The sequence below is a fragment of the Burkholderia sp. LAS2 genome (assembly GCF_018417615.1).
Taxonomy (GTDB): domain Bacteria; phylum Pseudomonadota; class Gammaproteobacteria; order Burkholderiales; family Burkholderiaceae; genus Burkholderia; species Burkholderia sola.
The window spans coordinates 1,706,529-1,726,287 of record NZ_CP071053.1; the positions used below are offsets into that span (position 1 = coordinate 1,706,529).

Genomic DNA, 19,759 nt, shown 5'->3' on the forward strand with positions numbered 1-19,759 from the left:
AACGACACCAGCCATGCACTACGCAATCCATGAAGGCACCTTCGAATTGCCGGACGCGGCGCTTGACCGCACCGTCAACATGCTGATTCTTCCCGTCGGCCCGGGCGGGCTGAGTCTTGTCGTGTCCCGCGGCCGGTTGCGCGAGCAGGAGTCGATCGATGCGTTCGTCGAGCGTGAATGGGCGCAGGCGTCGCGCACCGCGCAGAATTTGAACGTGCAGTCGCGACGGCCGGTGACGGTTGGGCGGGCGGAATGTCCCGGCGTGCAAACGGAATCGACGCATGAACAGGACGGCCGCATCTTTCATCAGATGCAGACGGCGTTTCGGCTCGATGCCGGCGGGCAGGTCATCGTGATGACGTTGACCAATGCCGCGCCGCTTAACGACGAACAACGTGCGCTGGCCGCGCGCATGCTGGAGAGCTTCCAGCCGCGCCCGGTTGCGCCCACGCTGGTTTCGGATGCCGGCCGCCCATGAGTCAGCCGGCCGCTCGCAAGGACGATCCCTTTACCCACACGACGCTCGCGGGCGACCTGCTCGGCATGGGCGGGTCGCTGCTGGGCGGCTTGGGGATCGGATGGGCGCTGACCACGATAGCGGAAGGCCTCGTGTTCGGTGCATTGGGTGCGCTCGAAATTGGCACCGGCGGGCTGGCGACGCCGATCGTGCTGGCGATCGGCGTCGGCGTGGCCGCCTACATGCAGGGCTCCGGCCTCAACGACAAGATCGACGAGGCCGCGAAGGGGCTCGGCAATGCCATTTCTCCGCCCGAGGAGAAAGGCACGATCCAGAACGGTTCGCCCGATGTGTTCGTCAACGGGAAGCCGGCCGCGCGCGCGGCCGACGGCGCGGACATGGATCCGGTTCTTTGCAGCGATCATCCTGGTCCGCAATTCGTTGCGCAAGGGTCCGACGTGGTGTTCATCAACGACCTGCCTGCGGCACGGGTCGACGACAAGACCACCTGTGACGGCGCGATCTCGAAGGGCTCGCCGGACGTTTTCTTCGGCGGCGGCACGAAGACCGTGCGCGACATCAGTGCGGCACGGCCGTGGGTCGCCGGACTCGGCGCGGCGATCGGTATCGCGCTTGCGTTATGTGGTCGAGGCAAGGGGAACTGGGGCGATTTCGTCAAGGGCAAGCTGCCGTGTCTCGCGATGAACTTCGCGGCCGGCATATTCGGCACATGGCTCGGCAGCAAGATGCAGCCGTCGGCCGGCCATCCCGTCAACGTGATCACCGGCGGCAAGGTTCTAGACGGCAGCGACGACACCGACTTCGTGTTGCCTGGGCCGCTGCCGATCGTCTGGCGGCGTTTTTACAGCAGCCACGACGACCGCGCCGATGGCCTGTTTGGGGTCGGCTGGAGCGTGCCGATCAGTGTCGAGTTGCGGTTGGCGCGGGAGAACGGCGTCGTCACGTCGATCACGTACTGGGACGAACAGGGGCGCGACATCGAGTTTCCGGCGGTGCCGCCGGGTGAGAGTCATTTCAGCGTGCCTGAAGGCATTTACCTGATTTGTACCGCCGGCGGGCACTATGTGGTCGAAACGGTCGATGGTTTGTATCGCGATTTCGGCCCGGCCGGGGCGCCGGCGTCGGATGCTGAAACACTGGATCTTCGGCGGCTCGAGGACCGAAATGGCAACTGGATCGAGGTCGAGCGTGCGAGTGTCGGCGAACGGGTGCGGCCGGTTCGGCTTCACGATAGCGCCGGCCGTTTGCTGACGCTGCATTACGATCCGGAGCATCCGCGACGCGTCGCATCGATCGAACTGGTACGTGGCGTCGATGGTGAGTTGCCCGAGATCCTGGTTCGCTACGGCTATACGCGCGCCGGCGAACTCGCATCGGTCACCGATCGCAGCGGCCATACCGGGCGGCATTTCGGTTACGAACATGGCCTGATGACACGGCATACGCTGCCCGGCGGACTACAGTGCTTTTACGCGTGGAACGGCGTTGGCCGCGACGCGCGTGTCGTGCGCCACTGGACCGACGACGGCGAAGCGTACACGTTCGACGCAGACCTTGTGCAGCGTTCGGTGACGATCACCGATCAGATCGGGCGGGTGACGCAATGGAAGTGGAACGAGGATCAGCAGCCGACGAGCCATACGGATGCCGAAGGCAACGTGTGGCGGCTCGAATGGAACGCGATGCGGCAACTGGTCAGTACGACCGATCCGGCCGGCCATGTCACTCGCTTCGAATATGACGAGCGCGGGCGGCAGACGCAGCGCATCGACGCGCTTGACCAGGTCGAGCGCACCGAGTGGAACGGGCACTACGATCTGCCTGTTGCGGAAATCGATCCGACCAACGCGCGATGGACCTATCGTTACGACGCGCGCGGCAACCTGACGATGACGCGCGATCCGGCGGGCTTCGCGACCGAGTATTACCGCGACGATCGCGGCCTTGTGCATACGATTCGCGATGCGCGTGGCGGGTACAAGTTCCTCGAATGGAATGGCCGGGCGCAGTTGATCGCGTATACCGATTGTTCCGGCAAGGTCACGCGGTTTGCGTATGACGCACGCGGTGCGCTCGCGCGGGTGACGGATGCCGCCGGCCATGCCACCGTGTACGAAACGGACGCGATGGGGCGGGTCACGGGAATCGGGACGGCGGATGGTGCGCGTCAGACGTTTCGGTACGACGCGGCGGGACGTCTCGTCGAGGTCATTGATGCGAATCAGCGCAGCACGCGTTACGAAGTCAATCCGCGTGGGTTGTTGCTGGCACGCACGGATGCGGCTGATCGTGTCGTGCGATTCGGTTATGACGAAGCGTTCCGGTTGGCGAGCTTGACCAACGAGAACCGTGAGACGTATCGCTTTCAGTATGACCGTCGCGATCTCGTTTCCGTACAGGTCGGTCTCGATGGTCACAAGCGTACGTATGAGTACGACGTGTGCGGTCAAGGAACGATGGTACGTGATGGGCAGATCGAGACGCGATACGAGCGCGATGCGATCGGGCGGTTGACTGCGAAGCAAACCGCGCAAGAGCGTTGCGAATACCTGTATGACGAGGCAGGCCGGATCACATCGGCCGAGTTGTACACGCTCGCCGCTCGTGGGCCATCGCTGAAGAATCGGGTTGGCCTGAAGTACGACAAGCGTGGTGAGGTCGTCGAGGAATACACGCCGACCGGCTGGCTCGCACACACCTACGACGAGCTTGGCAATCGCGTCAGCACGACGATTTCCGGCGAGCGCACGATCGATTGGCTGCATTACGGCTCGGGGCATGTGCACCAGATTCGTTTCGATGGTGCGGCGGTTGCTGACATCGAACGGGACGATCTGCATCGCGAGGTGCTACGGACGCAGGGCAAGCTGACGAGTCACTTCGGATATGACGCGGTGGGGCGCCGTGCGCGGCAAATTGTGCAGCGAGGGACGGCGGGCGGGGAGTTGCTTGCGAAGCAGTGGCAATACGATGCCGCAGGCGACGTGATCCAGAAGCGCGATCAGCGTTATGGCACGACGAGCTATCGGTATGACCCGACGGGGCGCATCGAACAGGCGGCGGGGCCGGGGTTGCCGTCGGAAGTGTTTCGCTGGGATGCGGCGGCGAACCTGGTGTCGAGCGATCACCCGGGCGGGTATGTCGAGCACAACCGGCTCAAGATGTTCGAGGACAAGCGCTTCGAGTACGACACGTATGGGCGGCTCGTTCGTAAGGTGAGCGGGCATGGGCCGGCTAAAGAGCTCACGCTTGAATACGACGACTGGAACCAGCTCAAGACCGTGGTGACGAAGGACCGGCTCGGGGTTGCGACGACGCATTTCGAATACGACGCGTTCGGCCGCCGGATCCGGAAGCTCAATGGCAGTTATGCGAGTACGGATTTCCTGTGGGACGGCATGCGGTTGGTGCAGGAGACGTATCACGACCGTCAGGGCGAGGAAGCGCTGACGTACTTGTACGAGTCCAATAGTTATGTGCCGCTTGCCCGGATCGATCAGGGGAAGGCGGCGGCCAATGATGCGGATGTGCGGGATGCGGTTTATTACTTCCACAACGATGTATCGGGATTGCCGGAGGAACTGACTGACGCGGGTGGCGAGCTGGTTTGGCAGGCCCGCTACAAGGTGTGGGGCAATGCGGTGCAGGAGGAGTGGGTTGCGCCGGTGCCGGATCGGCCGGCAGCGGTGTGGGGAAACGTTCAAGCGGCTGCGCCCGTGCCGGCTCACGCACCGCGACCGCAGAACTTGCGCTTTCAAGGGCAGTATCTGGACCGTGAGACGGGGCTGCACTACAACACGTTCCGGTTCTACGATCCGGATATCGGGTGTTTCATCAGCCCGGACCCGATCGGATTAATCGGAGGAGTGAACCTCTACCAGTACGCACCCAATCCGAACACATGGATCGATCCGTGGGGATTGTGCAGGACCAGTCCGAAAATAAATTCTGAACATGTTTTCCACGGGGAAATAAACAGCCGTGGACGTGCTGTTGGCTTCCACCACGAAGGCAGCATCGGTCATGTTGGAAAAGCTCGAGTGGTTGGGGTCACCTCGCCAGCAAATGCCCAAGGGGTTTATAGAGGTAAGGTTGAGATATTCGATCCGAGTACGGGTACATGGGTGGCGAAGGGGCCAGAATCGTCGTTCTTCCCGAAATCGTGGAATCGTCAACAAGTCATGTCTGAGATTAGAAGTGCGTTTGATAACGGAGTGGTCACCCCCAACGGAAAATGGGAAGGTGTTTCAAGAAGTGGTGTGAAGATTGAAGGTTGGTTGAATGGTGGTGGGGATATTAATACTGCATATCCGATATATTGATAGGGGTGCGAATGAAAATTTATGTTGATGAGCGTGGATTTTTACATGCGGAGATGGCTGAGGGGCAGAAAATCGTAGGTGATTTTTTGTCTGGCGATGTTCAGGGGAGCGTTTATGCAGCCGATGAATACATAAATGCTTGTTTGTCTGTTGAAAATGGAGAGGTTGAAAAATGGGAGGGTACGGGGAATGCTCATACAGTGATCATTGAGAAGGGGGGGGTGGAGATATTCAATGAATATACTGAAGAGTCGTTGAGAATAATTGGTATAAAAACCTTTCGATCATACTTGGAAGGGTGGAGGAGGTATTTGCTTGAGGCGGGTGCGACCGGAAAATGATGCGGCTATGCTTTAATTCGAAGTCAGTTGGGTAATGGTCTTTGCGATGATCTGCGTGAAATATATCCAGACTTTGATTGAGCTGCGGCCTGGAACGTAACTTAATCGGCTGCGCGCGAGGTGTTGCTGGCTATCACATGTCGGAGGATGCGTCGTAGATATTTTCCACGCTGCAAAGAGGTATTTGCTAATGAGTAGAGTTCTATCCGAAACGCCGAATGTTGAGGCGCATAAACAAGATCTCAGGTCGTCTCTCGTTGCTGTCGGGCGCCAGGATCGCCTTGCTCGCTTTGGCGTTTGGTGCTGTGTTGGTCTTGCACATGATGAGTCGGTTTTTGAGTTCCTCGCAAAGCACGCGGAGGCTACAAATGTGCAGATTCGGCAACGCGTGGATGACTCCTTGGATCAAGTGTGGAACGGAAACGAAAGCTCCAATCCGCTAGCCGATCTAGAGCAAGTTGACTGGGACCCTGACGCAGTCGAAATGGATGACGATGCTGCTGTCCAGGGTGCGACTGATTTGCTAGCAGGGTTGTCTTTTTTGGCGAAATGGTGTGCTGAACACAATGTGGAACGGTTGGTTGCATGTGCCGAGATTCTGATAAACCGAATCGACTACTTGGAGAGTTTTGAGTTGATTGGAGGACATGTTGCGAATCCAGTCGATCATGAAATGAACGTGCAGAAGGATTTTGCTCGTGAACTCGTTGCAGGTACCTTGACAGATCGTGACAAGATGAAATATCACGAGTGGTTATTCAATCTTGGTTCTCCCTGAATCATAAATTCAAGGGGCAATCATAAAAACGGTTGGCGTGTTGATTTCCCGTAGTCAAATCGTAGTTCGGTCGAGGTCGTACCAACGCATTTCGAGTACGACGCATTCGGCCGGCGGATCCGGAAGCTCAGTGGCAGTTATCTCCCTCAAAAATCCAGAGATCGTTCAGCGGAGGCTGCTATGTTGGAAAGCAACGAAAAAATTGAATTTTCAGAAAGTGAAGCCCTCTCGATTCTTTGTGACCTTGAGTATTTGCTAATTTCTTTAAGAAATATTGGGGCATATTATCACGAACCTGGTAGGGAATTCGATGATAGGAATTTAGAATGCCGTGCGGAAACAACGAAATTTATTGATGAAAATAAAGTAACCAAAAAGATTGCGAAATTGAGGAAAATGATATCGGAAAGTTCGACTCCTCGCTGGGTGATGGTGATATGGACGACATTGAGAGGGCGGTGGAGAAGGTTAAGGTTTGGGAAAACCCTAGGGGCTAGTGTTGGTGTAACTTTGTTGAGAAGTTTTGAGTGATTCGTGATGCCCGATAAACTTGGAATTTACGTGATCGACGCGATCGAAGCGAGGGGCATTGCGGAAGAATGCCGTCGCAGGGGTTGGTTGGTTATTGTTTTACTCGAAAAAATAGCATCTAAAAATCAGTTTTTCGATGCGATTCGTGACAACTGCCCACTAGATCCGTCGTTGCAGAGTAATCGAAGCTGGGACGCATTGGCTGACTCACTTTGGTCTGGTTTGGATGAGGTGGATAACGAACGAATTGTAATATTCTGGCCTGATTCGGATCGAATGGCCGCGGCGGAACCAGATGCTTATGTTATCGCGACAGATATATTCGAAGATTTGTGCGTTTCGTTGGCTGATTCGAATGTGGCGGCATCTGGGGCGAAGACTTTGTTGATTTTTAAAATTAAAGACTAACTTGCGGCGTTTGCGGAGCTGGGGAAATTATCAGCTCATTAATGGCGTCGACGACCCGCCCGTGGGTCTTCGGCCGCCGACGGAGTACGGGAGAATGGAAAAAGCTAATAAAGTATCAGTCTGGGTCGGGAAGTTCACTGACGACGATGATCTTACAGACTACATCGAGAACGCCTACGACGAGAACGGTGACTCTTCCAATCAGTTTCGAGACGATACCGGAATTGATTGGATTGACGATGACTTCCGTGAGGCGGGCATGCTGCAACCGGATCTAAGCCTCCGAAATAATCTTGTAGGATTTTCTTGGATCGATAGTTTTGCGGACGTTCTGATTCCCGAGCTCGAAGCTATGCGCAGTGTTGATGATAATGGTCTGATCCTACTTTATAACTTCGAGTACGAGGACGCAGAAAATGCCCGTCTTGCCTCCCGCATGCGCTTCGTCGGGACGTTTGATTTTCAGAAGTAGACTTAGTGGTGTAGTTCAAAGCGGAGAGGTCGAAGTAAGCTTGCCGCTGGCAAGAATCTCGACGTCAGCATAGTGGATAAAACGGCTCGAGCTCGGTGAGCTATGTGATTGTCTTTTTGCTACTCACAAGCAGGGAAATATAATGGCAATGATGGTTTTCTTGTTTCGCTGGCATGTATCCCGGACGATGCTGGTCTAATTTTTGATGGGGTCTAAGTTGATCCGGCTCGAACAGTATTGTTCTGGTGGCGATGTTTGGGAAAATTTCTCTGATCTATTTGGGAAATATAGGGATTTTCCAGAGGTTCATGATCTTGCCAGAGATCTAAATTATCAACTTGATCTTGCTTATGCAATTTACTGGGTCGCTGGCCCAAATTCTGCCAGAAAGTGGATAAATTCGAATGTTCCGGCACTCGACAATCTTCGCCCCATTGATTGTGCTGGCAACCCGGAGCTGATTAAGCGTCTGCGCGAATTCCTAATACGCATGCCATCTTAAAGATGACGGCAATGGCTCCGTTGGTCTCGCGATAGAGGGGTTCGGGCTTGTCGCACGCACGCGGCGGCTATGCGCGACGCACAATCGCGGTCGAATCGTTTCAAATTGTCACGTTCCGATCAATCGTATTTCGAGGCAATCTGGCCGGCGTCGAATTGCCTACCGTTGGTGTCAACACGCGCAATAACCAGAAAGCTGACCAAGTCGCGTACCTATACCCGATGGCTAACGTGCGCTCAAATGCACACCAATGATGGTTTAATGGGTGATGTTCAACCGATGGTGATCGTGTGCCCGCAGCGCACGCGAACGGAAGTGCCACACGCACTGATCCTCTATCGAAGCATCGCTCCCATTGATTCACCAACAAAGGAGGAATCCGAACCATAAAAACGCCGCGGTAAACGAGCGCGGGCCGCAAGTGCTACCAACACTCACGACCCGCTAACCACAGCCAACTGAACAGGAGTTGCCCATGGCTAAGCCGAATCATAAAGCACGACCACCGAAGACGGAACGTTTCGTCACGATCCAGGAAATGTGGGGTACCCCGAAGACCATGGATCCGAGGCCGGAGACGTTTTATCCGTACATGAAGATTGGTGGAATGTGGCTGATCAACGATGCGTATTTTGTTCCGGGCCGCAAGGCGCGGATCGAGATTGAGCCGGGGAGGCTGATCATCACGCAGCTGTAAGCGCAACGCCGCGGGATGCGGCCGCGCTGCGCGACGCCGCGCAGCGCGCCGGACAGGGTAGAGCAGCCGCAAGCGGCAGCCGCCCAAAACCGCACATCACCAAGCGATATCGCAAGACGACCGCGACGTCCCCGCACCACCGGTAGCCGTGCATTTCGTCCCCGATCCGTTGTCGTAGAACGTCCGCGTCTCTGGTTGCGGCACCGAAGGATCGAACGGATTCGGCGCCCCGTGCGGACCGCGCGGCGCATCGTACGGCCGTTGCGGCGCATACGAGCCGCCACTTCCAGCCGGCCGGGAACCGTTCGCGCGCAGGTATTCGTTCCAGTTCTGCTCGCGCTGCTCATACCCGGGCACTGCGCGCCCAAAACTATCGCTCCCGCCCGCGCCAAGCGCGACACGGTTCGGAGCCGAGACGAAATCGGGTTCGTGTTTAAAAGAAGGCGGCGATGCCACGAGCGCATCGCTTGTCACCCGCACCGGCCGCGTATCCGGCGTATCGAACGGGCTCCGTTCGCCAGGCGCAGCGAATTGCACGCGTCGGCGACTCATCCGCGCCGCATGTCCATTATCCCGAGTGGCCGCATGCCGCTCTGAGCGAAACACATTGGCACCGGCCGACCGATCGGTCAGCGCATCGCGTCCCGAAGCATGGGAGGCAGAAACAGAAAGCGCGCATGCGATCGCGGCGGCGGAAGACAGGCGGATAGGGCAATTCATGGGCGATCAGAAGCAGGTGATGTGCATTGAACAAACGGCAGATCACTGGCTGGCGGGTGGGCGACGAGGGGGCGTCGAAGCGGCCCTGAGGACTGCGTGGCGCGGCGGGCGCGACTGGCAGGGGAGGCTGGCTGGATTGCAGAAGCGAGCCCGCATTATTTCACGAAAATATCAAAAACCTTTCTGATTTGTTGGTTCTGTTGGCAAACAGAAAGATTTACCGCCTCACCGACCGCCCCATCTTGGTGCTCGCCCCCGCGATCATCAGACGATTGATTTCCAGCGACCGAGCCCTCGATAGCCCGAAAAATACGAAACCGAGAACCGCCCATCGCAAAACCCAAGCCCAGCAAGGAACCAACCCCGATCCCCTACCGAATAGCAACCCGATTGCACCCAAAACAACCGCCCCAGCCTCCCGGAAGTTGCACCCCCATCGCCACCCGCCCATCTCAAAAACCTACGTGTTTTCCCTCAATCGACAGGCATTTTTGACAGACGATTGAAAAACGCCCATATAATTTCGGCTGCCTTGCCAATGGCTGTCGGACCATCCCTCCGAACCAGCGATTTGGCAAGCGGGGCAGGCGAAACGCTTGCGCAATGCAAGACGCATCACGATGTCTTTCCGAACCAGACGTCCCCTTCGGGGACTGCAAGAGCCGGGCCCCGCTACGCAACATTCCGCTGGAGTTCCGTCTTCTATGTGTCTCGGGCGTGTCCCCTGTCCTCGCCCCGGGTGCTGTTCGATTGCGCAAGTCATGCCGCCTTTGCCCGTATGACTAAACAACATCGAGGAGCTCCCAGATGACGCTGTCCCGTCTTACGTCCATTTCCGTCGCCGCCGTGCTGTTCGCCGCCGGCGCCGCCGCCGCGCAAGCGGAAACCGTGAAGATCGCCATCGCCGGTCCGATGAGCGGCTCGGTCGCCCAATACGGCGACATGGTGAAGGCCGGCGCGCTGACCGCGATCGAACAGATCAATGCAGCCGGCGGTGCGGGCGGCAACAAGTTCGAAGTCGTGCTGATGGACGACGCGTGCGAACCGAAGCAAGCCGTCGCCGTCGCCAACAAGATCGTCAGCCAGAAGATCAAGTACGTGATCGGCCACGTGTGCTCGGGTTCGACGATTCCGGCGTCGGACATCTACGAGAACGAAGGCATCGTGATGGTCACGCCGTCGGCCACCGCGCCGCAGCTGACGGAAGGCAAGAAGCGTCACTTCATCTTCCGCACGATCGGCCGCGACGACCAGCAAGGCCCGGCCGCCGCGCACTACATCATCAACAACGTGAAGCCGAAGAAGGTCGCGGTCCTGCACGACAAGCAGTCGTACGGCCAGGGCATCGCGTCGTCGGTGAAGAAGGACCTCGAAGCCGCGAAGATCCCGGTCGTGCTGTTCGAAGGCGTCAACGCCGGCGATTCGGACTACTCGGCGATCATCACGAAGCTGAAGTCGCAAGGCGTCGATTTCGTCTATTTCGGCGGCTACCACCCGGAAATGGGCCTGCTGATGCGCCAGGCGCGCGAGCAGGGCGTGAAGGCGACGTTCATGGGGCCTGAAGGCGTGGGCAACAAGGACGTGACGGCCATCGCCGGCCCGGCTTCGGAAGGCATGCTCGTGACGCTGCCGGCCGACTTCTCGGCCGATCCGGCCAACGCGGCGCTCGTGAAGGCGTTCGCGGACAAGAAGCGCGACGCGAACGGCCCGTTCCAGATGCCGGCGTACGCAGCGGTGAAGATCATCGCCGACTCGATCGCGGGCGCGAAGACGACCGACCCGACGAAGGTCGCCGCGTACATGCACAAGACGACGTTCGACACGCCGATCGGCAAGGTCGCGTATGACGCACAGGGCGACCTGAAGGCGTTCAAGTTCGTCGTCTACACGTGGCACAAGGACGCGACGAAGACCGCCGCCAAGTAATACGGAGTACCCGCCCGCGCACCCGCCCTGTCCGAAACCCGGACGGGGCGGGTGCGTATTGGTCGCGCCTCTGACCCGTGCGCGCCAAAGGGCGGCCCGAGACGACACCGTGCGTTGCGCGCGGCCGACCGCCGTGATCCGGCGGCGGCACGCGACGCAATGCCAACGGGAGCTTCCCGCACATGACTGACTTCTTTCCTCAATTCGCCCAGCAGCTGGTCAACGGCCTGACGCTGGGTGCGATCTATGCGTTGATCGCCATCGGCTATTCGATGGTCTACGGCATCATCGGCATGATCAACTTCGCCCACGGCGAGATCTACATGATCGGCGCGTACGTGGGCCTCGTGACCCTCACGGCGATCGGCATCTCCGCCGGCTATCCGCTGCCGCTCGTGCTCGGCGCCGCGCTGATCGTGTCGGTGATCGTCACCGGCCTGTACGGCTTCGCGGTCGAGCGCGTCGCGTATCGTCCGCTGCGCGGCGGCCCGCGCCTCGTGCCGCTGATCTCCGCGATCGGCATGTCGATCTTCCTGCAGAACTACGTGCAGATCGGCCAGGGCGCGCGCGACGTGTCCGTGCCCGTGCTGATCTCCGGCGCGTTCGAGATCCATCTTGGCGGCGACTTCGACGTGACGATTCCGTATGCGCGCCTGTTGATCGTCTGCGTGACGCTGGTGCTGATGATCGCGCTCACGCTGTTCATCTCGCATTCCCGGATGGGCCGGGCGTGCCGCGCGTGCGCCGAGGACATGAAGATGGCGAACCTGCTCGGCATCGACACGAACCGCGTGATCTCGTTCACGTTCGTGCTCGGCGCGATGCTGGCGGCCGTCGGCGGCGTGCTGATCGGGCTGACGATCGGCAAGCTGAATCCGTATATCGGCTTCGTCGCGGGCATCAAGGCGTTCACCGCCGCGGTGCTCGGCGGGATCGGCAGCATCCCGGGCGCGATGCTCGGCGGCGTGCTGCTGGGCCTCGCCGAAACCTTTGCCGCAGGCTACATGCCGGCCGAGTACAAGGACGTGGTTGCGTTCGGCCTGCTCGTGCTGATCCTGCTCTTCCGCCCGACCGGCCTGCTCGGCAAGTCGGACATCGAAAAGGTTTGAGGGAGACGCAGATGAGTCAAGTCATTTCCGTTCGCCGCCCGGCCGCCGACGCATCGATCGGCCAGGCGTTGAAAAATGCGGTGGCCGCCGCGACCCTGACGGCGATCCTCACGATTCCGGTGCTCGGGCTGCAACTGAAGCTCGATGGTTACCAGGTGGTGCTGACGCCGCACTGGCGCCCGGTATGGATCGCGGTCGCGGCCGTGTTCCTGTTCCAGTTGTTCAAGCCGTGGCTCGTGCGCGCGAAATCGGCGGTGAAGCTGCCGGCGATGCCCGCGATGGGCGCGCGGCAGCAGCGCGCGATCATCTGGGTGCTGCTCGCCGTTGGCCTCGTGTGGCCGTTCTTCGGCTCGCGCGGCGCGGTGGACGTCGCGACGCTCGCGCTGATCTACGTGATCCTCGGCCTCGGGCTGAACATCGTGGTCGGGTTCGCGGGGCTGCTGGATCTCGGCTATGTCGGCTTCTATGCGGTCGGTGGCTATACGTACGCGATGCTGAACCAGTATTTCGGATTGTCGTTCTGGGCGTGCCTGCCGATCGCGGCGATCGCCGCGGCGACGTTCGGCTTCCTGCTCGGCTTCCCGGTGCTGCGCCTGCGCGGCGACTATCTCGCGATCGTCACGCTCGGCTTCGGCGAAATCATCCGCCTGCTCGCGAACAACCTGACGAGCCTCACGGGCGGCCCGGACGGCATCTCGAGCATTCCGAAGCCGACGGTGTTCGGCTTCGAGATGGCGCGCTCGGCGAGCGTCGAAGGCGCGAAGACCTTCCATGAACTGATCGGGCTGGAATACAGCGGCGAGCACATGGTGATCTTCCTGTACCTGATCGCGCTGGTGCTGGTCGGCTTCACGCTGTTCGTGACGAGCCGCCTGATCCGCATGCCGATGGGCCGCGCGTGGGAAGCGCTGCGCGACGACGAGATCGCATGCCGGTCGCTGGGACTGAACCCGACGCGGATCAAGCTGTCGGCGTTCACGCTCGGCGCGGCGTTCGCGGGGATCGGCGGCGCGTTCTTCGCGGCGCGTCAGGGCCTCGTGAATCCCGAATCGTTCACCTTCATCGAATCGGCGCTGATCCTCGCGATCGTCGTGCTCGGCGGGATGGGCTCGCAGCTCGGCGTGATTCTCGCGGCGATCCTGCTGACCGTGCTGCCGGAAGTCGCGCGCGGGTTCGCCGAATACCGGATGCTGATCTTCGGTCTCGTGATGGTGTTGATGATGATGTGGCGTCCGCAGGGCCTCTTGCCCGCGAGCCGTCCCCACGTGGAGCTGCCGCAATGAGCGCGAATACGGAACTGTTGAAGGTCGCCGGGCTGCAGATGCGCTTCGGCGGGTTGCTCGCGGTGGACGGCATCGATTTCGACGTGCGCCGCGACGAGGTGTTCGCGATCATCGGGCCGAACGGCGCGGGCAAGACCACGGTGTTCAACTGCGTCGGCGGCTTCTACAAGCCGACCGGCGGCGACGTCGTGCTCGACGGTCACGCGATCGCGGGCCTGCCGAGCCATCAGATCGCGTTGAAGGGCCTGGTGCGCACGTTCCAGAACATCCGCCTGTTCAAGTCGCTGACCGTCGTCGAGAACCTGCTCGTCGCACAGCATCGCAAGGTGAAGGCCGGGTTGCTGCACGGCCTGTTCGCGACGCCTGCGTATCGTCATGCCGAGAAGGAAGCGCTCGAACGCGCGGCCGTGTGGCTCGACCGGATGGGGCTGACGGCGGTTGCCAACCGGCCGGCCGGCACGCTGTCGTACGGGCATCAGCGGCGTCTGGAGATCGCGCGCTGCATGATCACCGAGCCGCGCCTGCTGATGCTCGACGAGCCGGCGGCCGGCCTCAACCCGCAGGAAAAGATCGAGCTGCAGCACCTGATCGACACGCTTCGCCGCGAGTTCGGCGTATCGGTGCTGCTGATCGAACACGACATGAGCCTCGTGATGGGCGTGTCCGACCGCATCCTCGTGATGGAGCACGGCCGGCCGATCGTGATCGGCACACCGGAGGCGGTCCGCAACGACCCGCGCGTGATCAAGGCCTATCTGGGGGAAGAGTGATGCTGAAGCTGGAACAGGTCCATACGCACTACGGCGCGGTCGAGGCGCTCGCGGGCGTGTCGATCGAGGTGAACAAGGGCGAGATCGTCACGCTGATCGGAAGCAACGGCGCGGGCAAGACGACGCTGATGATGACGGTATGCGGCACGCCGCGCGCGTCGTCGGGCCGCGTGCTGTTCGAGGGCAACGACATCACCGCGATGTCGACGCACCAGATCATGCGGCAGGGGATGGCGATCTCGCCGGAAGGGCGGCGCGTGTTTCCGAGCCTCACGGTGCTCGAGAACCTGAAGATGGGCGGCTTCTTCGCGAGCCGTCACGAGATCGACGACGGCATCGAGCACGTGTTCAAGCTGTTTCCGCGCCTGAAGGAACGCGCGGCGCAGCGCGCCGGCACGATGTCGGGCGGCGAGCAGCAGATGCTGGCGATCGGCCGTGCGCTGATGAGCAAGCCGCGCTTGCTGCTGCTCGACGAACCCACGCTCGGCCTCGCGCCGCTCGTGATCGCACAGATCTTCGACATCATCCGGACGATCCGCGACGAAGGCGTCACGGTGTTCCTCGTCGAACAGAACGCGAACAAGGCGCTCGGCGTGGCCGATCGCGGCTACGTGCTCGAAACGGGGCGCGTGGTGCTGGCCGACACGGGCGCGAACCTGCTCGCGAACGACCGGATCAAGCAGGCGTATCTCGGCGGTTGATCGACGGGACGCCGCCGGCCTGCAACGGGCCGGCGGCGCAGCCGTCGTCTTGCAGGGAACATGTGGCCGGATTGGCTTCGTTCGCTGCAAATTCGGCTACATGGGCCCAAACGCGGATCGAACGAAAGCGGCGGGGTTGCCCGACCCGCTTACGCATGCAACGCCAGCCCTTTCACCGCCTTGTCGACGGCCTTCTTCGGCCCGTGCAACGCCAGGCCGACCAGATCGGGATTGTCCGCATCCTCGGCGCGAAACGCTTCGCGGTTGGCCGTATCGTGCCCGGTCGAGAACATCGCGCGCACGTAGGGCACGATCATTAGCTCGCGCGACAGCGCCTGCCGGTGCGCGGCCTGCAACCCGTTCAGGTCCGCCGCGAACACCATCATCGGCTGGCCGAGCATCCGGCCATAGCGGCGCCCCGCGGCATCCTCGTAAGGCTCGCCGAGTGCGTCCGGCGCACCGGCCGCGACACCCGTCGCGAGAAACGCGACCACGTTGAGTTTCTGCCACGCGGCGAGATCGTCGCGCACGATCAGCGCTACTTTGGTATCGAACATGCTTGCTCCTGGTTGGAGCGCTCATGATCGGACGTCGTGCGCGATCAGTCTGGAACGTTTGTGCAGAGTTGCCGGTATGCGGCCGGCGTGATCCGGTACGCGCGGCGGAACCAGCGGCCGAGGTGGCTCTGGTCCGCGAAACCGACGTCGGCGGCCGCCTGCGCGGGCGTGCGGCCGGCGGCCAGCAGCCTGCGCGCGGCGCGCAGCCGCAAGCGCACGAGGTACGCGTGCGGCGACGTGCCGAACGCGCGCTGGAACATCCGCGTGAGCCGGAACCGGTCGACGCCGGCGACGCTCGCGAGTTCGTCGAGGCCGATGTTGTCGTCCATGTGTTCGTGCAGCAGGTCGCGCACGCGGACGATCGCGGGCGGCACGACGCCGCTTTCCAGCGCGGGCGGGCGGCCTAGCTGGCTGCCGAGCCGCATCAGCAGGCGGTCGAGCGTCTGGTCGCGCGCGAGCCGGCCTTCGTTGTCGTGGAGCGCGAAGAACGCATTCCGGATCGCGTCGACGAGGCCGCGATCGTCGACGAGCGTATGGCCGAACGTGGCTTCGACGCTGCCCAGGCCCGGCAGGTCGAGCCGGCGCGCGGCGCGCTCGACCCACGCTTGCGGCAGGTACAGCATCCCGTACGTGAAGCCGCCGGCTTCGGGCGCGTGGCCGTCGTGCATCGCGCCCGGCTCGATCAGGATCGCGCGGCCCGGCACGCTCGTATGCAGCGAACGATGGCACTGGAAGCGCTGCACGCCCTGTTCGGTGAAGCCGACGAGCATGTCGTCGTGATCGTGCGCATCGTACGCATGGCCGTTGAAATGCGCGTGCAGGTTTTCGATGCCGGTCTCCGCGTCGCGACGCGCGACGAGCCAGTGGTCGGTCGTGCCGGCGGCCTTGGCGTCTGTCGTCATCGGGGGCCTCGACCGTCGTCGCGGCGTGACGCAACGGGGTTGCAGGTGGCGGAACAGAGAGGGCGGGTGCGGTTCATGATTCGCTCACCGTCGCCTGTTCGTCGCGCGCATATTGCGCGGGCGGCCGGCCGACGTGCCGCGCGAACGCGACGCTGAAGGTGCTTGCCGAGCTGTAGCCGACGCGCGCCGCGATTTCGGCGATGCGGCCTTCGTTGCGGCGGAGCAGATCCTTCGCGAGCGCCATGCGCCACGTCAGCAGGTATTCCATCGGCGCGACGCCGACCGCGCGGCTGAAGCGTTCGAAGAACGTGGAGCGCGACAGCGCGGCTTCCTTCGCGAGTTCGACGATCGTCCACGGGTGCGCGGGGCATTCGTGCATCCGCCGGAGCGCGGCGGCGAGGCGACTGTCGGCGAGCCCGCGCACGAGCCCGGGCGACGCGTGCGTGCCGGTCGTGAACCGCATCGCCTCGATCAGCAGCACTTCCAGCAGACGCGCCAGCACGATCTCGCGGGCCGGCCGTTGCGCGCGCGATTCGTCGCGCACCAGTTGCACGAGGGTAGTCAGCCGCGGCTCGCCGCGTACGTGCACGAAGCGCGGCAGCAGCGACACCAGCAGTGCCGCATCGGGCGAACCGAAGCTGCAGTTGCCGGCCATCATCCGCGTGTCGACCGGGTTCGCGGGGTCGCCGATCCGGTATTCGCCGGGCTCGATCATGACGGGCGGCGCGGTCTCGACACCCGGCGGCGGCGGTTCGAGGCTCGACATCGCGACGCCGTAGGCGGCCGGAATCAGCATGAAATCGCCGGCCAGCAACTCGATCGGCGCGTGCCCGTCGATCGCGATCCGGCAGCCGCCGTCGAGGACCGCGCAATAGAACGGCTCGCCGGCGACCGTGCGGTTGATCGCCCACGGGCTCGCGCCGCGCACGTACTTCGCGTACCGCGCGCCCGGTTGCAGCAGCGTCACGACTTCGGTCAGCGGGTCGATCATCGCCGGACTCTCGCAAAAGAAAAGCGGATTGTCGATTGTAGCGAATACGGCGCCGGCCCTCTATCGTACGAACACATGCTCAACACACCCGAGGAGTTCGCATGAAAACTGTATTGATTACCGGCTGTTCTTCCGGCTTCGGCCTCGAAATCGCCCGCTATTTTCTCGCGCGCGACTGGCAGGTCGTCGCGACGATGCGCACGCCGAGCGACGACGTGCTGCCGCCGGCGGAGCGCCTGCGCGTGCTGCCGCTCGACGTGACGAACGCGGACAGCATTCGCGCCGCGGTCGACGCCGCCGGCCCGATCGACGTGCTCGTCAACAACGCGGGCTTCGGCGCGGCCGCGCCGGCCGAACTCTTGCCGCTCGATACGGTGCGCGCGCTGTTCGACACCAACACGATCGGCACGATCGCGGTGACGCAGGCCGTGCTGCCGCAGTTTCGCGCGCGCGGCGCCGGCGTGGTCGTGAACGTCACGTCGAGCGTGACGCTGAAGGCGCTGCCGCTGGTCAGCGCGTACCGGGCGAGCAAGGCGGCGGTCAACGCCTATACCGAATCGATGGCGGTCGAACTCGAGCCATTCGGCGTGCGCACGCATCTCGTGCTGCCGGGCCGCGCGCCCGATACGCGTTTCGCGGACAACGCACGGGGCAACATGCACGGCTTCGAGCACGAAGCGTATGCGGACTTCGTCGGCAAGGCCGTCGCGCGAATGCTCGATGCGTCGGGGCCGATCACCCATGCGCAGGACGTCGCCGAAGCCGTGTGGCGCGCGGCGACCGATCCGTCGAGCCCGATGCGCATTCCGGCTGGCGCCGACGCACAAGCGTGGGCGGCGGAAGCGGGTTGAACGATCGGAACCCGTCGCACCGGCAGGTTGGGCCGGTGCGACGGACCGAGTGAGGCGGTGAAGAACGTTAAAGCGCGCGCGTGATCGCCTGCTCCAGCAGCGACAGGCCGAGGTCGATCTCGTCTTCGCTGACGGTCAGCGGCGGTGCGATCCGGAACACGCCGCCCATGCCGGGCAACTGCACGATGTTCATGCTGAGCCCGAGCTTCATGCACTCGCGCGTGATCTTCGCGCCGAGGCCGTCCGCCGGCTCCTTCGTGCGGCGATCCTTGACGATCTCGACGCCGAGCAGCAGGCCGCGCCCGCGCACGTCGCCGATGCAGTCGAAGCGCTCCATCAGGTCGAGCAGCCCGCGCCGCAGCCGCTCGCCCATCGTGTTCGCGCGCGCGACGAGACCGTCGCGCTGCACGACGTCGAGCACGCGCAGGCCGACGGCGGCCGGCAGCGGGTCGGACACGTGCGTCGTGTAGAACAGGTAGCCGAGCTCGTGCGCGCGTTCCTCGATGGCCGCGGACGTGACCATCGCCGCGAGCGGCAGCCCGGCGCCGAGCGTCTTCGACAGCGTCAGGATGTCGGGTGTCACGCCGTCGCGCTGGCACGCGAACATCGTGCCGGTGCGGCCGACGCCCGTTTGTGCTTCGTCGAGGATCAGCAGCATCCCGCGTGCGTCGCACTTGCGCTTGAGCGCGGCCATATAGCCTTCCGGCAACTCGATGATCCCGCCCGAACTGAGAATCGGCTCCGCGATGAACGCGGCGAGGTTGCCGCTCGACTGACGGTCGATCAGGTCGAACGCGTAGTCGAGTTCGGCGAGCGGGTCGTACGCGCCGTTGCGCTCGAAGCGCGGCCGGTACGCGAACGGCGCCGGAATCGCGAACGAGCCGACCGACGCCGGTCCGACGCCCTTGCGGCCGGCGCTGTACGTGGCCGACGCGGCGGCGCCCGTCATCCCGTGCCACGACTGCGCGAAGCCGACGATCTCGTACTTGCCGGTGACGAGCTTCGCCATCCGGATCGCCGCCTCGTTCGATTCCGCGCCGGTGCTGAGCAGCAGTGCGCGGTCGAGTCCGGCGGGCGTGATATCGGCGAGGCGCGTCGCGAGATCGACGACCGGCCGCGACAGCATCCCGCTGAACAGGTGATCGAGCTTGCCCGCGTATTCGCCGATCACGGACACGATCTCCGGATGGCTGTGGCCGAGTACCGCGCTCATCTGGCCCGACGTGAAATCGAGGATCGCGCGGCCGTCGGCGTCGTACACGAAGCTGCCTTTCGCGCGCTCGACGATCATCGGCTCGAACGTGCCGCCGTAGCGGACCAGATGCTGCCTGGCGTTGCGCCAGAAGGTTGCGTCGTCGTTCAGGGACATGGGCGTCTCCGGGCAAAAGGGGCAGGGATCGCTTGCAGTCTAGGCGCGCGT

At 62.2% G+C, this 19,759-nt stretch carries 19 protein-coding genes; 15 read left to right on the forward strand and 4 right to left on the reverse strand.

The window, feature by feature from the left end:
• Nucleotides 1–13 precede the first annotated feature (13 nt).
• The 14 genes from JYG37_RS28030 to JYG37_RS28100 all read left to right on the forward strand — a co-directional run bounded on the left by JYG37_RS28030 (nt 14) and on the right by JYG37_RS28100 (nt 15,038).
• Nucleotides 14–478, forward strand: a complete 465-nt coding sequence (locus JYG37_RS28030) for a DcrB-related protein (RefSeq protein ID WP_176016338.1) — start codon at nt 14–16, stop codon at nt 476–478.
• Complete coding sequence (locus tag JYG37_RS28035; protein ID WP_176016337.1) at nt 475–4,800, forward strand: RHS repeat-associated core domain-containing protein; 4,326 nt, start codon at nt 475–477, stop codon at nt 4,798–4,800. Before JYG37_RS28030 ends, JYG37_RS28035 begins: the two co-directional genes overlap by 4 nt.
• 11 nt (nt 4,801–4,811) lie before the next feature.
• Nucleotides 4,812–5,141, forward strand: coding sequence for a hypothetical protein (locus JYG37_RS28040; RefSeq protein WP_080334172.1), 330 nt, complete (start codon nt 4,812–4,814; stop codon nt 5,139–5,141).
• A 190-nt stretch (nt 5,142–5,331) separates the two neighbouring features.
• Nucleotides 5,332–5,919, forward strand: a complete 588-nt coding sequence (locus JYG37_RS28045; protein ID WP_124638853.1) for a hypothetical protein — start codon at nt 5,332–5,334, stop codon at nt 5,917–5,919.
• A gap of 180 nt (nt 5,920–6,099) precedes the next feature.
• Complete coding sequence (locus tag JYG37_RS28050; RefSeq protein ID WP_200891620.1) at nt 6,100–6,450, forward strand: hypothetical protein; 351 nt, start codon at nt 6,100–6,102, stop codon at nt 6,448–6,450.
• A gap of 6 nt (nt 6,451–6,456) precedes the next feature.
• Nucleotides 6,457–6,858: a barstar family protein gene (locus JYG37_RS28055; RefSeq protein WP_080334173.1), complete on the forward strand. Its 402-nt coding sequence runs from the start codon at nt 6,457–6,459 to the stop codon at nt 6,856–6,858.
• Nucleotides 6,859–6,952: 94 nt separating this feature from the next.
• The gene (locus tag JYG37_RS28060; RefSeq protein WP_050012346.1) at nt 6,953–7,330 is read left to right on the forward strand and encodes an immunity 22 family protein; all 378 of its coding nucleotides are present in this window, start codon (nt 6,953–6,955) and stop codon (nt 7,328–7,330) included.
• Between the two features lie 977 nt (nt 7,331–8,307).
• Nucleotides 8,308–8,529 carry a SymE family type I addiction module toxin gene (locus JYG37_RS28070; RefSeq protein WP_050012347.1) on the forward strand — a complete coding sequence of 74 codons (222 nt, stop codon included), beginning with the start codon at nt 8,308–8,310 and terminating at the stop codon, nt 8,527–8,529.
• Between the two features lie 718 nt (nt 8,530–9,247).
• Complete coding sequence (locus tag JYG37_RS28075; protein ID WP_124631614.1) at nt 9,248–9,436, forward strand: hypothetical protein; 189 nt, start codon at nt 9,248–9,250, stop codon at nt 9,434–9,436.
• A 620-nt stretch (nt 9,437–10,056) separates the two neighbouring features.
• Entirely contained in the window at nt 10,057–11,175 is a 1,119-nt protein-coding gene (locus JYG37_RS28080; protein ID WP_050012348.1) for a branched-chain amino acid ABC transporter substrate-binding protein, read from the forward strand.
• A gap of 182 nt (nt 11,176–11,357) precedes the next feature.
• On the forward strand, nt 11,358–12,284 hold the full coding sequence (gene livH / locus JYG37_RS28085) for a high-affinity branched-chain amino acid ABC transporter permease LivH (protein ID WP_006749488.1): 927 nt from the start codon (nt 11,358–11,360) through the stop codon (nt 12,282–12,284).
• An 11-nt stretch (nt 12,285–12,295) separates the two neighbouring features.
• Nucleotides 12,296–13,567, forward strand: a complete 1,272-nt coding sequence (locus JYG37_RS28090; protein WP_213346244.1) for a high-affinity branched-chain amino acid ABC transporter permease LivM — start codon at nt 12,296–12,298, stop codon at nt 13,565–13,567.
• The gene (gene livG / locus JYG37_RS28095; RefSeq protein ID WP_089489613.1) at nt 13,564–14,337 is read left to right on the forward strand and encodes a high-affinity branched-chain amino acid ABC transporter ATP-binding protein LivG; all 774 of its coding nucleotides are present in this window, start codon (nt 13,564–13,566) and stop codon (nt 14,335–14,337) included. The genes JYG37_RS28090 and livG overlap by 4 nt, the downstream gene beginning before the upstream one ends.
• The gene (locus JYG37_RS28100; protein WP_006484776.1) at nt 14,337–15,038 is read left to right on the forward strand and encodes an ABC transporter ATP-binding protein; all 702 of its coding nucleotides are present in this window, start codon (nt 14,337–14,339) and stop codon (nt 15,036–15,038) included. Before livG ends, JYG37_RS28100 begins: the two co-directional genes overlap by 1 nt.
• Before the next feature lie 149 nt (nt 15,039–15,187).
• On the opposite strand, the gene JYG37_RS28105 is transcribed toward JYG37_RS28100, so the two are convergent.
• From JYG37_RS28105 to JYG37_RS28115, 3 genes are all read right to left on the reverse strand, one after another.
• Complete coding sequence (locus JYG37_RS28105) at nt 15,188–15,595, reverse strand: DUF2000 domain-containing protein (RefSeq protein ID WP_050012351.1); 408 nt, start codon at nt 15,593–15,595, stop codon at nt 15,188–15,190.
• Between the two features lie 44 nt (nt 15,596–15,639).
• A complete protein-coding gene (locus JYG37_RS35040; protein ID WP_213346245.1) occupies nt 15,640–16,497 on the reverse strand; it encodes an AraC family transcriptional regulator in 858 nt (285 codons plus the stop codon).
• 73 nt (nt 16,498–16,570) lie between these two features.
• Nucleotides 16,571–17,488, reverse strand: coding sequence for an AraC family transcriptional regulator (locus JYG37_RS28115; protein WP_050012353.1), 918 nt, complete (start codon nt 17,486–17,488; stop codon nt 16,571–16,573).
• 101 nt (nt 17,489–17,589) lie between these two features.
• Between JYG37_RS28115 and JYG37_RS28120 the strand changes: the two genes are divergently transcribed.
• Nucleotides 17,590–18,339: an SDR family oxidoreductase gene (locus JYG37_RS28120; RefSeq protein ID WP_213346246.1), complete on the forward strand. Its 750-nt coding sequence runs from the start codon at nt 17,590–17,592 to the stop codon at nt 18,337–18,339.
• A 67-nt stretch (nt 18,340–18,406) separates the two neighbouring features.
• Here JYG37_RS28120 and JYG37_RS28125 read toward each other — a convergent pair whose 3' ends face one another.
• Entirely contained in the window at nt 18,407–19,708 is a 1,302-nt protein-coding gene (locus JYG37_RS28125; RefSeq protein WP_050012355.1) for an aspartate aminotransferase family protein, read from the reverse strand.
• Nucleotides 19,709–19,759 lie beyond the last annotated feature (51 nt).

Coding starts and splice junctions, on each gene's coding strand:
- JYG37_RS28030 (WP_176016338.1), top strand. CDS start 14: ATGCACTACGCAATCCATGAAGGCACCTTCGAATTGCCGGACGCGGCG.
- JYG37_RS28035 (WP_176016337.1), top strand. CDS start 475: ATGAGTCAGCCGGCCGCTCGCAAGGACGATCCCTTTACCCACACGACG.
- JYG37_RS28040 (WP_080334172.1), top strand. CDS start 4,812: ATGAAAATTTATGTTGATGAGCGTGGATTTTTACATGCGGAGATGGCT.
- JYG37_RS28045 (WP_124638853.1), top strand. CDS start 5,332: ATGAGTAGAGTTCTATCCGAAACGCCGAATGTTGAGGCGCATAAACAA.
- JYG37_RS28050 (WP_200891620.1), top strand. CDS start 6,100: ATGTTGGAAAGCAACGAAAAAATTGAATTTTCAGAAAGTGAAGCCCTC.
- JYG37_RS28055 (WP_080334173.1), top strand. CDS start 6,457: ATGCCCGATAAACTTGGAATTTACGTGATCGACGCGATCGAAGCGAGG.
- JYG37_RS28060 (WP_050012346.1), top strand. CDS start 6,953: ATGGAAAAAGCTAATAAAGTATCAGTCTGGGTCGGGAAGTTCACTGAC.
- JYG37_RS28070 (WP_050012347.1), top strand. CDS start 8,308: ATGGCTAAGCCGAATCATAAAGCACGACCACCGAAGACGGAACGTTTC.
- JYG37_RS28075 (WP_124631614.1), top strand. CDS start 9,248: ATGGGCGATCAGAAGCAGGTGATGTGCATTGAACAAACGGCAGATCAC.
- JYG37_RS28080 (WP_050012348.1), top strand. CDS start 10,057: ATGACGCTGTCCCGTCTTACGTCCATTTCCGTCGCCGCCGTGCTGTTC.
- livH (WP_006749488.1), top strand. CDS start 11,358: ATGACTGACTTCTTTCCTCAATTCGCCCAGCAGCTGGTCAACGGCCTG.
- JYG37_RS28090 (WP_213346244.1), top strand. CDS start 12,296: ATGAGTCAAGTCATTTCCGTTCGCCGCCCGGCCGCCGACGCATCGATC.
- livG (WP_089489613.1), top strand. CDS start 13,564: ATGAGCGCGAATACGGAACTGTTGAAGGTCGCCGGGCTGCAGATGCGC.
- JYG37_RS28100 (WP_006484776.1), top strand. CDS start 14,337: ATGCTGAAGCTGGAACAGGTCCATACGCACTACGGCGCGGTCGAGGCG.
- JYG37_RS28105 (WP_050012351.1), bottom strand. CDS start 15,595: ATGTTCGATACCAAAGTAGCGCTGATCGTGCGCGACGATCTCGCCGCG.
- JYG37_RS35040 (WP_213346245.1), bottom strand. CDS start 16,497: ATGACGACAGACGCCAAGGCCGCCGGCACGACCGACCACTGGCTCGTC.
- JYG37_RS28115 (WP_050012353.1), bottom strand. CDS start 17,488: ATGATCGACCCGCTGACCGAAGTCGTGACGCTGCTGCAACCGGGCGCG.
- JYG37_RS28120 (WP_213346246.1), top strand. CDS start 17,590: ATGAAAACTGTATTGATTACCGGCTGTTCTTCCGGCTTCGGCCTCGAA.
- JYG37_RS28125 (WP_050012355.1), bottom strand. CDS start 19,708: ATGTCCCTGAACGACGACGCAACCTTCTGGCGCAACGCCAGGCAGCAT.